Origin of the sequence: Collinsella aerofaciens, assembly GCF_015670745.1 — a bacterium.
Lineage (GTDB): Bacteria > Actinomycetota > Coriobacteriia > Coriobacteriales > Coriobacteriaceae > Collinsella > Collinsella aerofaciens_T.
The window spans coordinates 22,111-37,712 of the sequence record NZ_JADPCH010000007.1 but is presented as its reverse complement, the minus strand read 5'-3'; the positions used below and the strand labels follow the sequence as shown (position 1 = coordinate 37,712).

The 15,602-nt window shown below is 55.3% G+C and carries 13 protein-coding genes and 1 tRNA gene; 7 read left to right on the top strand and 7 right to left on the bottom strand.

Translation table 11 applies throughout. The annotated features are described in order from the left end of the window. Positions 1-51: 51 nt before the first annotated feature. Both I4W07_RS03825 and I4W07_RS03820 read left to right on the top strand, forming a co-directional pair. Complete coding sequence (locus I4W07_RS03825) at positions 52-987, top strand: hexose kinase (protein ID WP_196025660.1); 936 nt, start codon at positions 52-54, stop codon at positions 985-987. A 197-nt stretch (positions 988-1,184) separates the two neighbouring features. Continuing rightward, positions 1,185-1,658 (top strand): NanQ anomerase/TabA/YiaL family protein, encoded by a 474-nt coding sequence (locus tag I4W07_RS03820; RefSeq protein ID WP_117746073.1) that lies wholly within the window; start codon positions 1,185-1,187, stop codon positions 1,656-1,658. A gap of 213 nt (positions 1,659-1,871) precedes the next feature. Here the strand turns inward: I4W07_RS03820 and I4W07_RS03815 are convergent. Beyond that, a tRNA-Thr gene (locus I4W07_RS03815) sits at positions 1,872-1,947 on the bottom strand. A 156-nt stretch (positions 1,948-2,103) separates the two neighbouring features. On the opposite strand from I4W07_RS03815, the gene I4W07_RS03810 reads away from it, so the two are divergent. Continuing rightward, the gene (locus tag I4W07_RS03810) at positions 2,104-2,583 is read left to right on the top strand and encodes a PTS system mannose/fructose/N-acetylgalactosamine-transporter subunit IIB (protein ID WP_196025659.1); all 480 of its coding nucleotides are present in this window, start codon (positions 2,104-2,106) and stop codon (positions 2,581-2,583) included. Positions 2,584-2,667: 84 nt separating this feature from the next. Here the strand turns inward: I4W07_RS03810 and I4W07_RS03805 are convergent, their stop codons facing one another. Then, positions 2,668-3,720, bottom strand: a complete 1,053-nt coding sequence (locus tag I4W07_RS03805) for an aldose epimerase family protein (protein WP_196025658.1) — start codon at positions 3,718-3,720, stop codon at positions 2,668-2,670. Positions 3,721-3,924: 204 nt separating this feature from the next. Here I4W07_RS03805 and I4W07_RS03800 point away from each other — a divergent pair, with 204 nt between their 5' ends. Further along, a complete protein-coding gene (locus tag I4W07_RS03800; RefSeq protein WP_271739748.1) occupies positions 3,925-4,689 on the top strand; it encodes a DeoR/GlpR family DNA-binding transcription regulator in 765 nt (254 codons plus the stop codon). Positions 4,690-4,961: 272 nt separating this feature from the next. Here I4W07_RS03800 and I4W07_RS03795 read toward each other — a convergent pair whose 3' ends face one another. Then, positions 4,962-5,699, bottom strand: coding sequence for a GntR family transcriptional regulator (locus I4W07_RS03795; RefSeq protein ID WP_196025657.1), 738 nt, complete (start codon positions 5,697-5,699; stop codon positions 4,962-4,964). A 54-nt stretch (positions 5,700-5,753) separates the two neighbouring features. Then, positions 5,754-6,674 carry a DUF7916 family protein gene (locus I4W07_RS03790; RefSeq protein WP_196025656.1) on the bottom strand — a complete coding sequence of 307 codons (921 nt, stop codon included), beginning with the start codon at positions 6,672-6,674 and terminating at the stop codon, positions 5,754-5,756. Positions 6,675-7,030: 356 nt separating this feature from the next. Between I4W07_RS03790 and I4W07_RS03785 the strand changes: the two genes are divergently transcribed. Both I4W07_RS03785 and I4W07_RS03780 read left to right on the top strand, forming a co-directional pair. Next, entirely contained in the window at positions 7,031-8,725 is a 1,695-nt protein-coding gene (locus I4W07_RS03785; RefSeq protein WP_196025655.1) for a PTS lactose transporter subunit IIBC, read from the top strand. Positions 8,726-8,887: 162 nt separating this feature from the next. Beyond that, positions 8,888-9,268, top strand: a complete 381-nt coding sequence (locus tag I4W07_RS03780) for a sugar phosphate isomerase family (RefSeq protein ID WP_271739747.1) — start codon at positions 8,888-8,890, stop codon at positions 9,266-9,268. Here I4W07_RS03780 and I4W07_RS03775 read toward each other — a convergent pair. The 3 genes from I4W07_RS03775 to I4W07_RS03765 all read right to left on the bottom strand — a co-directional run bounded on the left by I4W07_RS03775 (position 9,265) and on the right by I4W07_RS03765 (position 14,125). After that, the gene (locus tag I4W07_RS03775; protein WP_006234817.1) at positions 9,265-10,497 is read right to left on the bottom strand and encodes a Fic family protein; all 1,233 of its coding nucleotides are present in this window, start codon (positions 10,495-10,497) and stop codon (positions 9,265-9,267) included. The genes I4W07_RS03780 and I4W07_RS03775 overlap by 4 nt on opposite strands. A gap of 367 nt (positions 10,498-10,864) precedes the next feature. Next, the gene (lacG, locus tag I4W07_RS03770) at positions 10,865-12,286 is read right to left on the bottom strand and encodes a 6-phospho-beta-galactosidase (protein WP_230317460.1); all 1,422 of its coding nucleotides are present in this window, start codon (positions 12,284-12,286) and stop codon (positions 10,865-10,867) included. A gap of 75 nt (positions 12,287-12,361) precedes the next feature. Then, positions 12,362-14,125 (bottom strand): PTS lactose transporter subunit IIBC, encoded by a 1,764-nt coding sequence (locus I4W07_RS03765; protein ID WP_196025654.1) that lies wholly within the window; start codon positions 14,123-14,125, stop codon positions 12,362-12,364. 284 nt (positions 14,126-14,409) lie between these two features. On the opposite strand from I4W07_RS03765, the gene I4W07_RS03760 reads away from it, so the two are divergent. After that, entirely contained in the window at positions 14,410-15,411 is a 1,002-nt protein-coding gene (locus tag I4W07_RS03760) for a LacI family DNA-binding transcriptional regulator (RefSeq protein ID WP_196025653.1), read from the top strand. Positions 15,412-15,602 lie beyond the last annotated feature (191 nt).

The window sequence follows — 15,602 nt, the reverse complement described above, 5'->3', positions numbered from 1 at the left end:
TGTCGACTCGTATCGCGAGGCATAAGGAGCCTGCGAGATAAGGAGCTAAAAATGATCCTCACCGTTACGATGAACCCGTCTGTCGATACGCGCTATCAGCTCGATGAGCTCATTATCGACGACGTCAACCGTGTGACGCCCGAAAAGACCGCCGGCGGCAAGGGCCTCAACGTGGCCCGTGTACTGGGTCAGCTGGGCGACGACGTTGTGGCAACCGGTCTGCTCGGCGGCCACATGGGCGCCTACATGGCCGAGCTCATGGACGCCAACGGTATTAACAACGACTTTGTGCCCATCAAGGGCGAGACCCGTATTTGCCTCAACATCCTCCACGCCGGCAACCAGACCGAGCTGCTCGAGAGCGGCCCGACAATTGCCCCCGAGGAGCTCGATGCCTTTACCGCCAAGTTTACCGAGCTTGCGAGCAAGGCCGATGTCGTTACCATCTCGGGTTCGCTGCCCCGCGGCGTCGAGGCGGACTACTATGCCAAGATCACGGGCATTGCCGAGAACGCCGGCGCCAAGGTGCTGCTCGATACCTCGGGTGCTTCGCTCGAGGCCGCCCTTAAGTCCGAAATTAAGCCCGAGCTGGTCAAGCCTAACTTGACCGAGATCAACGGCCTTCTGGGCACGAGCTTTACCACCGACGATGTGGACGAGCTCCGCGCCGCGCTTGCCTCTGATGCCCGCTTCTCCGATATCCCCTGGGTCGTCGTGTCCATGGGCGCTGCCGGCTCCGTTGGCTTCCACAATGGCCGTGCGTTCCGCGCAAAGACGCCCGATATCCCTGCCGTTAACGCCACGGGCTCTGGTGACTCCACTATCGCAGGCTTCGCACATGCCATCGCTGCTGGCGCAGACGACGAGACGGTGCTGCGTACCGCCAACACCTGCGGCAAGCTCAACGCCATGGATCCCATGACTGGCCACTTGGTTATGGATCGTTGGGACGAGGTCTACAACGGCGTTGTCGTGGCCGAGCTGTAAGGGCTTGGGCGTCGGCCCCGGCATCGATTGCTAGCTCATGTCGACGACAAGTGCGATAGCATTATGTCGGGGCGCGACGCCGACGTTGTCGTGTTCAATCCCGACCTTACCCTGGTCGAGACGTATGTGGGTGGCAACAGCGTCGGTAACGCGTTTGCCGAGTAGCCGCCAAAGAAGCGATCCGAGAGGGGATTTAGATGATTTACGGTGCATTGGGCGATATCGAGGAGTACCGCGGAATGCTCAAGGGCCTCGACGTGTTGATCGACTGGCTCGAGGAGAACGACCCGGCGCAGCTCGAGGTCGGCAGCCATCCGATTCTGGGCGACAAGGTCTTTGCGAACGTCATGGCTCCCACGACGCGTCCCGAGGCAGAGGCTCACTACGAGACGCATCAGCGCTATCACGACCTGCAGATCGACATTGAGGGTCGCGAGGCCTTTAAGGTTGCCACGGGCAGCCTGACGCTGGTCCAGGAGTTTGACGAGAAGGACGACTACGACCTGGTCGATTCAGACGCCTCGATTGCCGGCGATCTTGCCGACGACAAGTTCGCGCTGTTCGTTGCCGGCGAGCCTCACATGCCCACGCTCGAGTTCCCGGGCGATGGCGCACAGCCGGTCAAGAAGATCTGCTTTAAGCTACTTGCAGATGCTTACTGGGAGGAGTAGCGAGCTACTCGGCTGAGCTGTTCGTCTGATGGCGTGATTCCCCTATAGAAATCACGCTAGAACCCCGCCAAATGCGTTTTCCCTAGGGGATCACGTTTGGCGGGGTTTTCTGTTTTTGAGTAGAAAGCGGTCAACGTGGCGATGCTTGGATTGGCGCGCTCGCACTCAAAATCGGCAACAAAAAAGCCGCCCGAAGGCGGCTATCTTGTGCAATGGAGCCAGCGACCGGGCTCGAACCGGTGACCCCCGCTTTACGAGAGCGGTGCTCTACCAACTGAGCTACGCTGGCGGCCATGTGTGACGCAACTGAAGCGTCAACGACTGTCTATGATACGGGACATCGCACATCAGCGCAAGTGTTCTGACGGCTTTTCTCACTTTAAATGCACTAATATTGGAGACGCGATATCTTGCTCTTACGGGTCTCAAACAGAATGGGGCAGTGATGGCTCAACCCAAGATTCTTCTCACACGCATCGATGATCGGTTTATTTACGGGCAAGACGTTGAGCTGTGGAATGAGGCGGTTGGCTCCAACCTCGTCCTGATCGTTAACGACAAGATTGCAGCGGATTCGCGCAAGTGGGCACCCATGAGGGTGGCGGCGCCAGAAGGCGTCTGGACAAGGTTTTTCTCGGTGCAAAAGACCATCGACATCATTCATACTGCGACGCAGCGCCAATTGATTCTGATCATGGTGGCCTCGCCCTCCGATGCACTCGCGCTGGTTAAGGGCGGTGTGCCAATAACCAAGATCAGTATCGGTCACATGCAAGCAGGGGAGGGCAAGCGTCCCGCGACGCCCACAGTTGCCGTAGACGACACAGACGTCGCCGCCTTCAAAGAGCTGCAAGAACTCGGCATAGAGCTAGAAATCCGCTCCCTCCCCAGCTCCAATCCCGACCCCATCCAACTAGTCATTTAAGAACGTCCCCAATGACTAGGTAGAAAAACGCCCGTCGGCGGTGGTGCCGGCGGGCGTTGCTGTGCGATATGTCGCGTTGTGGGCCTAGTGCCTCATAAAGTGGTATTCGATCACATTGCTGTAGGGATGACCGGGGCCCACGATGCCCTGGGGGAACAGCGCATGGTGCGGCGTGTCAGGATACATTTCGGCCTCGAGGGCAAAGCCGGCGCCCCAACCATAGTTGGCATCGTCTTTGGCGTGTTCGTCGCCCAGCCAGTTGCCGGTGTAGAGCTGCACGCCCGGGGCAGTGGTGTAGTAGTCCAGCTCGCGGCCGGTCCACATCTCCTCGACGTGCATCGCACGGCGCAGGCTGCGGCCGTACTGATAGCCATCGATGCACAGGCAGTGATCATAGCCACGGGCCTGCTTGATCTGCGGGTCGTCGGCCTCCATGCCGGGTGCGACGGGGCGCAGCTCGCGAAAGTCAAACGGCGTGCCCTCGACCGGAGCAATCTCGCCGGTGGGGATGTTCTGCTCGTTGATGGGCAGGTAGTGGGCAGCGTTAGCAACAAAGAAGTGCTCACAGTCCATTCCGGCGTTATGGCCGGCAAGGTTAAAGTACGTGTGGTTGGTCATGGCCACGTAGGTGGCGCGGTCGCTCTCGCAGCCGTATTCGATACGGAAGCAGCCGGTGCGCGTCACGGTAAACACGGCCGTAAAGGTGCGGTTGCCGGGAAGACCCAGCTCACCGTCCTCAAGCGAGGTGGTCATGCGCACGGCATTGTGGACCTCGTCGAGCTCAACGTCCCACACGCGCTTGTGCAGGCCGTGCTCAAGGTCGCTGTGCAGGTTGTTGACGCCCTCGTTGGCCGGCATATGCCAGTCCGTGCCGGCGATGGTGATCGTGGCACCCGCAGTGCGGTTGGCCACGGGGCCGATGGTCGCGCCAAAGCAGGCGGGGTTGTCAAAGTAATCCTCGAGCTTATCGAAGCCCAGCACCACATCGCGCACGTTGCCGGGGATGTCGGGCACGTCGATGCCCAGCACGGTGGCGCCAAAGTCCATAATGCGAACGCAGATCTCGGGCCCGTTGAGGGTGTAACGATGAACGGGGGTACCGCACGGCGCGGTGCCGAAAAGCTCGGAAGTGATCATTTGGTTCCTAACATCGAGGTATTTCCGACAAACTGTAGCGCGAACAGGCGAGATTATCACTACACCCCACTAAAGCAGGGGGTATTTTTCTCAAAAAAGTGATGATTGAGCTGTACGGGCGTTCATTTCTGACGCGCGCGGGTCTGATACAATTTGTTCGTTACTGTTTGAATTGACGTGAGCGTGGAACAGCGAGGACTCATCGTGATTAAAGCGGAGCGACAGGATAAGGTTCGGCAGCTGCTCGAAGAGCAGGGCACGGTCTCGGTCAAGGAGATTTCGGATGCGTTAGGTGTCTCGGATATGACGATCCGCCGTGACCTTGAGGAGCTTGCGAGCCTGGGCGAGATCGAGCGCGTGCACGGCGGAGCCCGCAGTGCGCAGGGCCGTCCACACGCTATGCTGCGCCATGAGTATTCGCACAGCGAAAAGCGCACGAAGCATGCCGAGGAAAAGTTGCAGATTGCGCGCCGTTCTGTGGAGCTTATCGAGGAAGGCTCGACCATCTTTTTGGGGACAGGCACCACGGTTGAGCAGATGGCCTCGATGTTGCCGGCGTTTCGTCTGCGCATTGTGACCAATTCGCTTTCGGTGTTTAACCTGCTCGAGGCGCGCGAGGACTGCGACCTGTGCCTCGTGGGCGGTATGTACCGTCGCCGCACTGCCGCTTTTGTGGGGCCAACGGCCGAGGATACCCTGCGTGCGCTGGGCATCGACGCGGCGTTTATCGGTGCCAACGGCATCTTGGACGGTGACGTATCTACGTCCAACATGGACGAGGGCCGTATCCAGCAGCTCGCCTTTAGCAAGGCCGACTCGCGCTATCTGATCGCCGACTCCAGCAAGATCGGCAAGCGCGACTTCTACACCTTCTGCCGCCTGGACAATTTGGACGCCGTGGTGTGCGAGCCGGGTATTGCCGCCGAGGATCGCGCCGCCATCGAGGAACACACGCAGGTTATTTGTTAGCTAAAGCTACGGGATTGCCAACAGGCGATGCGGGAGGACTTTTACCTCCTGTCATTGTGGGAACCAGCGCGTCAGCGCTACGCGATATGACGCGCAAATGAGGACTCCACTATCAAATCGTCTCAACCTGTAACATCTAGACGTCCAAAACCGGTCTTAGTGTTACAGATTGAGACAATTCGGCGGGGTCTACCTTGTTTGTCTCGATCTGTAACGGTTAGGACTTAAAAACTCGGCTACGTGTTACAGATCGAGACAAAAGAAAAAGAACATTAGGACTTGACAATAAAGTTTTGATAAGGGATTCGCCCAGTTAAGACGGTGCGGCAGACAATTGAGATTAGTTTGCCTCCGGAGTCGTAAGCATAATGAGTCAGTTCGATGACCGGAAGTTTTGCAACACCATAATTACTGGCTTCGGAATCGCTGAGCTGACGTGCTCTATAGCTTTCCCTAACAGATTGGATAGACTTGGACAAGTCATCCATGATTCTGCTAAATGCCTGATAATCTAACTGGTTATTCGGAACGCGCGACTTTGAAATGAAGAACGTATCAGCGCCTATGAAGCTGCCTTCAAGTTCGTAGGTCAATTCAAGACGCTGAATTTCATCGCGATTTTGACATCCAAATTGTTGGAGCATCATTACGGAAATTGGACGACCTGATGTGAGGCCGCCGAAATGTTTGGTGATGGCATCCGGATCAACGCCATCGCAATGGCTTGCAAAGTCAAAGTCTAAAAGTGAATTGAGCTCGCTAACGCGTTTCGGTGCAACAAACGATCCCTTACCTTGGATTCGATAGATACTTCCACGACGCTCCAGCTCACTCATGGCAAGTCGGACGGTTGTTCTGCTTACGGCGTATTCGTCGCAGAGTTCCATTTCTGTTGGAAGTTTATCGTCTGCTTGATATTCATCGACGATCTGCTTGAGCAGCGCGTCGGTGAGCTGTAAATAGAGTGGCCGTTTTTCGTGTGTATCGAGCATTAGAGCCTCAGTTTGCATGTTGGTTATACCTGATGGTTGCCTCAGTCGGGATGTAGCGTGGGCAAGGTAACCTTAACGTATCACAGAGCGGCTCAGCATGACGATCTGATGCCTGTATCCACGAAGGGCTTGTCCGAGCGTGAAGATATTCTGGGGCAGGCAAATACCGTTCATGGAGTCCCCGATATGTTGGAGGTCAGCGCCGGCTGCTTTTGCTGCAAGGCCTATTTTCTTAATGGTCTCGCTGTCGCAGGAGTCTTGACTCGTCCCGTTCGCCGCCATGACGAGAACCTTCTCTTCAATTGACTTGCCTACGTTGTGGGATCGTACAAAGTCTACGATGGCGCGCAGGTCTGCTTCTTGGAAGCAAGGGACGGTGTAGGGGGCTGGCACGAGAAGGATATCGACGCCGAGGTCAACAAACTTGCGCGCAATTTCGAGCGTCATGACAGGTTCCGCAACGCCCGCTCCATGCATTTTTCCGGCTATGACCAGGCCATTGAAATGCTCTTTGGAGAGTTTAATCGAATGGGCGATTGCATCGTTGGAGACGCCGGTTCCAGGGTTGCCCGTCAGGCAGATAAAATCAAATCCGAGTTCGTTAGCCTTTTCTAAGGTCTTGGGAGAGACACGACGACCCATGGGGATTTCCGTTCGGGATTCAGACATCTCTGCCTCGTTATCAACTGGTTCCAGATTGACGCCAATGGGCCTTCCGCATGCTCGCTTTACCCAAGTGACCGGGTTTTCATTGAGATCATCTGGAATACCGGCAATAACTGGATTGAACACATCGAGCGCGTTAAACAGAAGCAGGTCGGCACCTGCGGCACGTTCGATTTCGGCATTAGTAACGCCGCCGAGAAATTGGGAAGAGGGTACGTTTTCCGCCATGATGGTACGTCCCTCGGAAGCCAGAATTGCCTGCTTTAGATCCATGGGTGACGTGGCGGCAAAATCGGATGCGGACATGTTCAGTAATCGTTTGGGCATTGTTACTTCCTTTGACTAGAACGACAGGCTTGTGACATTGTCTCTAATATTGTTACAACAATATATTCAATATGTTATATCCAATCGGTGAACGGTTGCAAACTTATTGTACTGCTCGAAAAAAATATCATTTAGCTGGGAAAACCTTATATTAATCAACTACCGTTCACCGAATAAGTATTTGAATTCTTGACATATCGACAAAGCGGAAAAAGAATTGGTTATGACAAATCGCGCAAATGATATTACATTTCGCACAAGAACGTATTCACTTACATAAGTGGATACAAACGGGGACGACGACGGTTGAGTCCGGATAAATCGTTACGTGCCTGGGAATCATGAAAGGATGTGTTATGGACGCTATCGTCAAATTCCTTGAAAAACACCAGCCCCTCTTCGACAAAATCTCGAGGAACATTTATCTGGTGGCGATCAAGGATGGCTTTCTCTCGAATATGCCAATTGTGCTGTTCTCGAGCCTGTTCCTTCTTCTTTCGACGCTCCCTGCCTATGTAGGCATCACGCTTCCGCCTGAGGTGCTGGATTTCTTCAATAAAATCTATGCATATACCATGGGGCTTCTTGGCATTATGGTGGCCGGCACCACGGCGAGCTCACTTGCAATGTCGATGAACCGTCGCATGCCTTCGGGCAAATCTCTCAACCCCACCTCGTGCATGGTTTGTGCCATGTGCGGCATGCTCTTGCTATCGGTGACGAACGATGTTGTCTCGATTGGCGGAGCAGATACATCTGTTTTTGAAACCGGCTATATGGGAACCAAGGGTTTTCTCGCTGCGTTCGTAGCCGCATTCTTGACCGTTAATATCTATAAGGTGTGCATTAGCCATAATGTGACGATCAAGCTCCCCAAAGAGGTCCCTGGCTCTATTGCGCAGAGTTTTCGCGATATCTTTGCATTTGGGTTTTCGATCCTTGCGTGCGCTTTTATCGATCTTGCGAGCCGCAAGCTGCTTGCTGTGCCGTTCGCCAATTTGGTATCCGCTCTCATCTCGCCGCTGTTCTCCGCGGTCGACACCTATCCTGGCATGGCGCTTATCGAAGGCGCCGTCGCACTTTTCCAATTTATGGGTATCCACGGTGCTTCGGTTGTCATGAGTCCGATCAATGCTGCGCTCTATGGCAATACCGTTACCAATCTTGAGGTTTTCCAAGCAGGTGGACACCCGTCAATTGCTCTCACGCAGGACTTTACAAGCTTCATCGGCGGTCTGGGCGGTTCTGGCTGCACGTTCATCGTTCCTATTATCCTGATCATGTTTATGCGCTCCAAGCAGCTAAAAGCCATGGGCAAGGCATCGATTATCCCGGTGATTTTTGGAGTTAACGAGCCCGTTATCTTCGGTATGCCGATTGTTCTCAATCCCTATATGTTCGTGCCCTTCCTAGTGGCTCCTATGGTCAACGCCATTATCGGTAAATTTTTCATTGACGTCATTGGAATGAACGCCCCCATGTATACCATGCCGTGGGCGCTTCCCGGCCCAATCGGTGCATTCCTCACCACGGGTCTCGATCTGCGTTCTCTTGTATTGATGGCAGTGCTGTTGGTCGTTGACTTTGTGATTTACTATCCGTTCTGCAAGGCGTATGACCATCAGCTTTGTTTGGAAGAGTCTGCAAAGGAGACTGCAGGAAACTCGGATGCAGATGCTATTGCCGCACAGGAAAATGTCGCAAAAGCTCTCGAGGCGGTAAAGGACAAGGCGGAGCAGATCCGCGTGCTTGTGCTTTGCCAGGGTGCCGGCACTTCGACTCTCTTGGCAAATGCTCTTCGCGAAGGTGCCGCTGCTAAGGGTATCGATCTGGTTTCTCAGTCCGGTGCGTACGGAAGCCACTATGAGACGATGGATCAGTACAACGTGATTGTTCTGGCACCCCAGGCACGCATGTACTATGACGCTATGAAGGCCGATACCGATCGCCTTGGAATTAAACTGCTCACCACAAGGGGCAAGGAGTATATCGACCTTACCAACGATCCCGAAGGTGCAATTGACTGGATCGTTCAGGAGCTGGCCAAATAGTGGATGCACTTCGTCGTTGATTCGTCGGTGTATGGTACGGCCCCGCAGCTTATTGAGCTGCGGGGCCGTATTTCGTTGAGTATCTAATTGAGACAATGAGCGCAACCGTCGTGAGATCGCATTGGCGCTCTCCGAGTCACCGACAAACTGCCTTCCATCTATGTGACCAATTCGCTTTCGGCCTTTAGCCTGCTCGAGGCGCGCGAGGATTGCGAGCTGTGCCTGGTGGGCGGCATGTACCGTCGCCGCACCGCCGCCTTTGTGGGGCCCACGGCCGAGGATACCCTGCGCGCGCTGGGCATCGATGCGGCGTTTATCGGCGCCAACGGTATTCTGGACGGCGACGTGTCCACGTCCAACATGGACGAGGGCCGCATCCAGCAGCTCGCCTTTAGCAAGGTCGATACGCGCTATCTGATTGCCGACTCCAGCAGGATCGGCAGGCGATACATCTGCCCCCCTGCCGGCGCGGGGGTACCGCTTTACAATGACGCGCAAATAACTTTGAGCAACAAGGATGAGGCTATTCTGAGATATGACTAGACTCCGTATTTCGTCTTTATGTCCCTTGAGAATGAATCATAGTCTTCATAGAGCCCCTCTTTGCTTTCATCCTCGGCGTGGTTTATACGTTCAAGGAGCTTATCCTTTGGAGCCTCTTTTGTTATTGCGGCCTCGCTATCGGGTATTGTGGATTGCAAGAATAGTTCTAGAGCATGGACGTCTTTGAGTATGTAGCCTGTCGAACGACCCGCTCCTGTTTTTTCGATTGCGCTGCAACTAACAAGCTGACCGAGGGTTCGTTTAACGGTGACCTCGCTGATATCGGGGCAGTTGGATCGGATGTCGGATTTCTTAATGACGCCGGGTCTCTGTTGAAATAGAACGGCGATGCGCGCTTGCTTCGACATGGGACGAGTGCTTGATTCAATTAAGGTACGCTGCTCGAGCTGTCGGTAGGCGGCCAGGGTTGTTCCGAGCATGAAACGGATAAAGGGTACTTCGGTGTTTTGATTTTCATTCCATCCAGTGGAGCTTGCAGCGAGAGCGTTGTAGTAAAGCGCTTTGTTGTCTTCAATAAGTCGTTCGATGCTGATGTAACGCGCAACGTCGTATCCAGTCTTTTCGAGCAGCAGCGTTGTAAGGAGCCGGCTCATCCTGCCATTGCCATCGTTGAAGGGATGAATGCTAACAAAATCGAAGATAAAGCGGAGCGATATAAGGAGGGGATCGCAAACTTGGCGAGATAAAGCATCGTTGAGGGACTGGCAGGCTTCTTTAATAAGTCCCGGGGTTGCTAGGGCCGAAGGGGGCCTAAAGCGCACAAATCGATTTCCTTGATCGTCAATGGAGACGATTTCGTTATCGCTATCTTTCCAATGGCCTCCATACGAGATTGCCGTGTGCGCCATGAGGTCACGATGCAACTGCAGAATGACCGATGGCGTTACGGGAATGGAATCGTGTTGCTCGTGAATAAGCGACAGCACATCTCGGTATCCAGCAATTTCTTCCTCTGCGCGGGAGCTTGGCTTGGCGGAATACGCCATGATCGCTTTGAGTCTTTTTTGGGTGGTAACAATTCCTTCAAGTCCGTTGGAGGACCGGGTGCTTTGGATCTTAGCCTCCTCCATTAGGGACGATAGAAGCTCGGGTTTGACTTGACTCAGAGCAAGCTGACGGCCTTTATGCTCGCGTATCGAGAGGAGGAGGTTGGTGATTGGAGTTGCTTCGAGTTCCGCTGGGACTGTGGTGTAATCGAACTGGCGCATGCGGCTCCTTTCGGTATCACGAACATACTTTCGATATCATAATATCATTAAATGATACCGAAAGTATGTTCGTGATACCGAAAACTAGAAACCATGCTTTATAACTGCTTGGAAAGTTCGGATTTGACTATCTTATTGTCTCGATCTGTAACAGTTAGACGGTTAAAAGCGGGCTACATGTTACAGATTGAGATATTTCTGCTCGGGCGTTCCGTTTGTCTCGATCTGTAACATTTAAGACCGAAAATCCCTGCTAGATGTTACAGATCGAGACAAACGGCCTGCACGGGCCCACCAAAAACAAAAAGGCCGCATACGAACCCGTGGAGGGATTCGCATGCGGCCGACAGGGGGTATGCGGCAAAAGTTAGGCCATGAGCAGGCCGGTCTCCGCGACGTTCTTGTACCAGTACGCGCTCGCCTTGGGGTAGCGCTTCTGGGTCTCGAAGTCGATGTAGAACAGGCCGTAGCGCTTGTTGTAGCCGTTGGTCCAGGAGAACTGGTCCTGCAGCGACCACACAAAGTAGCCGTCGACGTTCACGCCGCCGTCGATCGCCTTGAGGATCCATGCGAGATGCTGACGCATGTAGTCGATACGAGGAGCGTCGTCGATAAAGCCGTCCTCGAAGTCGTCCTTATAGCCCATGCCGTTCTCGGTGATGTAGATCTTCTTGTAGTTGGGGTAATCGTTCTTAATGCGGAGCAGTAGGTCGTACAGGCCCTCGGGATAGATGATCCAGTCCCAATCGGTGGTGGGTACGCCTTCGCGCACGCATGACTCGCCCACGCCCTTGAGGAACCAGCGCGAGGAGCCCTTGTCGCCGGTGCCATTGTGGTTGATGTCGTTTTCGCCCTCGGCGGCACGCAGGAACTGGCACTTGTAGGTGTTGACGCCCAGGCAATCGTTATAGGGGAGCGCGGCGGTCAGCGCGGCGATGTCCTCGTCGCGGACGTCGAGCTCGCCGCCGGCGATATGGGCCAGCTTGGTCGCAGCCTCCATGGTGTCGGCTGCATAGTGGCCGCGGAAGGTGGCGTCGAGTACCCAGCGGTTGTTGATGACGTCGGCCATGCGAGCTGCCTCGCAGTCGTCGGCGTTGTTGGGGTCGAGGGGATACTTGGGCTCCAGGTTCTGGACAATGCCGATCTCGCCCTCAAAGCCGCCCTCATGGAAGGCGACGACAGCCTTGGCGTGGGCCACCATCATGTTATGCATAAGCTGGAAGGCCTTGTCCAGGCGATACTTCTCGCCGTGCGGCCAGTTGCCGACGATAAAGCTGCCCTCGGCGGTCGCGGGAATCTCGTTAAAGGTAAACCAGTGCTTGACCTCGGTGAACTCGGCAAAGCAGAACTTGGCATACTCGACAAAGGCGTCGATCGTCGTGCGCGTTAGGAAACCCTCGCCGCCGTTCTGGTAAAAGGCCTCGGGCGTATCGAAGTGATCGAGCGTGACATAGGGGATAACGCCAGCTTTGTTGCAGGTGGCGAAAAGCTCGTGATAGAAAGCGACGCCCTCGGGGTTAATCTCGCCGGTGCCATTGGGGAAGATGCGGCTCCAAGCGATGGAGACACGGATACCGTTGATGCCGAAGCGCTGGCACAGGTCGATATCGACCGGGTACTTGTTGTAGAAATCGCTTGCGGGGTCGGGGGAGAAGCGACCCTGAGCAGCCAGGAAATCGTCCCAGGGCACTTTGCCCTTGCCGTGCGTACGGGTCTCGCCCTCAACCTGGTAAGCAGCGGTGGCGCCGCCAAACACAAAGCCGTCGGGGAACTGCATGGGGTTGGTCATGAGTCATCCTTTCTGTGGGATACGAATAGGGAGAGGTGCCCGAACTGGGGATCCGGGCACCAACAGAGGGAGGAACTAGTCGAGGTTCTCGCGGAGCCACTTGATGGCGCCAGCGGGGTCGCGGGTAAGGTCGATATATTCCTTACCGCGGGGAGCGAGCAGCTTAATGCCCAGACGATCGGTGTCGGCCTTCATGTCGTTGTAGTAGCTACGAACCTGCGGGGCGAGCACGATGACGTCGTACTGATCCATGATGGCAGTGTGCTGGCCATAGGCGCCTGCGGAGGAAGCGATGTTCTCTCCGGTCTGCGCAGCACCTTCCTTGATGGCGTTGGCAAGCATGGCAGAGGTGCCGGCGCCGGCGCACAGGACGAGGACCTTCAGACCGTCGACATCCTTCTTAGCGGATGCGTTGGCTGCGGGCTCGGGCTGATCGGCGACAGGCTTGCTGTCGGCGGCAGGCTCGCTGTCGGCGGCAGCGGCGGTCGGCTCGATGACGGGCGCAGGGGTGCTGGCAGCACCATCGGACTCGAGACCCAGCTCGGCGGCGCGCTCGGCCTCCTGGTCACAGAGCAACTTATCGTATGCCTTTAAGAACGGCAGGTAGATGATGGCGTCCAGCAAGATGATGATTGCGACAAACACCAGGGCGATAAGCTGGAAGTTTGTGGTGATGAAGATGCCGATGGGGGCAGGAGTAGCCCAAGGCACCACGAAGGAGAAGCCGTTCATGCCCACGTTATCGATAAAGAACTTGGCAACACTCACATTGACGCAGCCGGCGGCAACAAAAGGGATGAGCATGTAGGGGTTAAGGATCATCGGCGCGCCAAAGAGCAGCGGTTCGTTGACGGCGAAGGCAACAGGAACAATCGAGGCCTTACCGACGGCTTTGAGCTGCTTGGACTTCATAAAGAGAATCAGCAGAAGCGGCACGATGAACGTGGCGCCGGTGCCGCCGAACTCACCCACGAGCGACATGTTAAAGGTGAGGGAATGGGCGGGGTGACCACCGGCCAGCAGAACCTGCAGGTTCTCGGTCTGGTTGGCAAGACGGATGGGGTCGATGCCCGGCTGGACGATCGAAGGACCGTGGACGCCGATGAACCAGAAGAACGCGGTGGCCGCCTGAATAAGGATAAGGCCAGGATAGGTTTCTGCTGCAGTGAAGAGCGGGGAGAGCAGCTTGATGAGCAGCTCGGAGAACGGAACGCCCATGAGGTTGCGCACGACGACATCGATGATGCCGCAGATGATGACGGCGCCGCCAAAGGGGATGATGTCACGGAAGTTCTGAGCGATGGCGCCCGGGACCTCCTTGGGCAGCTTAATGGTCAGATTGCGAGAGACGCAGAACTTATAGACCCAAACGGTAATGAACGCGGCGATATAGGCCGAGAACAGACCACGCGTACCCATGCTGGTGCAATCGAAGACCGAAAGCTCGGAGCCGTTGAACTTGGTGGTGAACTGCGTGACTGCGAGCAGCAGCATGCTGCACTGGGCGGCCACCATGGTGGAACCGTCGTTGAGCACCTTGCCGGCGGGCATGCGACGGTTCATGGAAGCCGTAAAGTTCTTGGCAGTGGTGCCGGCGACCATGATGCCCATGACGCCCATGGTGAAGTTGTACAGCTTGTTGCACCAGTCGATGAGCGGCTGGGGCAGCGTGATGCCAACTACGCCAGGAAGGGTGGCAATGAGCAGAAAGATCGAAGAGGTGAGGACGATGGGCATGCACCCAAGGAATCCGTCCTTAATAGCCTGGAGGTAGATGTTCCTCGAGATCTTCTCAAAGAACGGCTGATGCTTTTCGAGCATCTTTACGATGGCGTCCATAAAGCTCCTTTGCTACTTGATGCGCGATGCATGTGGATGGAACTGGTCGTCGATGGATGGTCAGGACTGCCCGGAAACCTTCCTGCTTAAGGAAGGCATTGCGAAATGACAACGTTGTCATTTCGTTAATGACAACGTAAGACATTTTTGGAAGAGCAACAAGGATACACGGGTGAGCGGTCGATATTGTCCGGTAAACGGTTGATTTATCAGTCAGGCAGGTAGTGTATGCTAGAACGCAAAAAACAAGCGATAGAGAACCGAGTGGAGAAGCAGTGGCAACGATGGACAAGAAAAATGTCTCAATGAATGATGTGGCAGTTGCCGCGGGCGTTTCTCTCAAGACGGTTTCGCGTGTGATCAACGAGCCCAATAGCGTGCGAGAGTCGACACGCGATAAGGTCCATTCGGCTATGGAGAGGCTCGGGTTTCGAACCAACTTTGCCGCGCGTTCGCTCAAGTTGGGCCGTTACGGGTGCATCGGCGTGGTGATGTTCCACTTGTCGGGCGGCGCCGTGGACATGATTGACGGTATCGCCGATGCCGCCGAAGAACGCGGCTTTGCGCTCACGATGATTAAGAAGCGGGCGGGGGAGAAGATGACCCTTGCCGAAGCGGCGCGTAGGATGTCGCAGCTGCCTGTTGATGGCATGATCTTCAACCTGCGTCAGATGGTCGATGACTTTGATACCTTTGAGGCACCGAAGGACCTCAAGACGGTGATTATCACACCGATGGAACATCCTACCTGCTCCACCGTCAGTGACGACCAAGAGGGCGGCGCGCGCATGGCGTGCGAGTACTTCTTGAACCACGGGCATAAAAACGTGTACTTCGTCTCTGGTAAGAAAGAGTCGTTGTCGAGCCAGTGCCGTATGAAAGGTTGGCGTGCGGCACTCGAGGCGCGTGGCATTGAGCCGCCCGAGCCTCTGCAAGGCGATTGGAATGCGGATAGTGGCTATGCCGCGGGCCTTGTGCTTGCCGATAAGCCCGATTGCACGGCGGTCCTCGCTGCTAACGACTGCATGGCAAACGGCGTGATGATGGCTCTGCGTGACAAAGGGCTCAGTGTGCCCAATGATGTGTCCGTGATCGGCTTCGACGATGAGCTCTATAAGACGATTCCCAACTCGATTCTGACGTCGGTGAAGTTTCGCCACCGCGAGCTGGGCGTCCGTGCGCTCAACGAGGTCGTCGCGGGTCTGGAAGCTCCGAGCTCCAGAAGCCGTACGCTCGTCTCGGGCGTGTTGGTCGAGCGTTCCAGCGTAAAGGACTTGCGGGCGTAGACGTGCTCGGCCTATTCCGTTTGTCTCGATCTGTAACAGCTAGGACCGAAAAACTCAGCTAGTTGTTACAGATTTAGACAATTCGGTCCGGTATATTCCGTTTGTCTCGATCTGTAACGTCTAAGCGGTCAAAAGTGGTCTACATGTTACAGATTGAGATTTTCGGCTTGGCCTGTGCGTTCATCTCGATC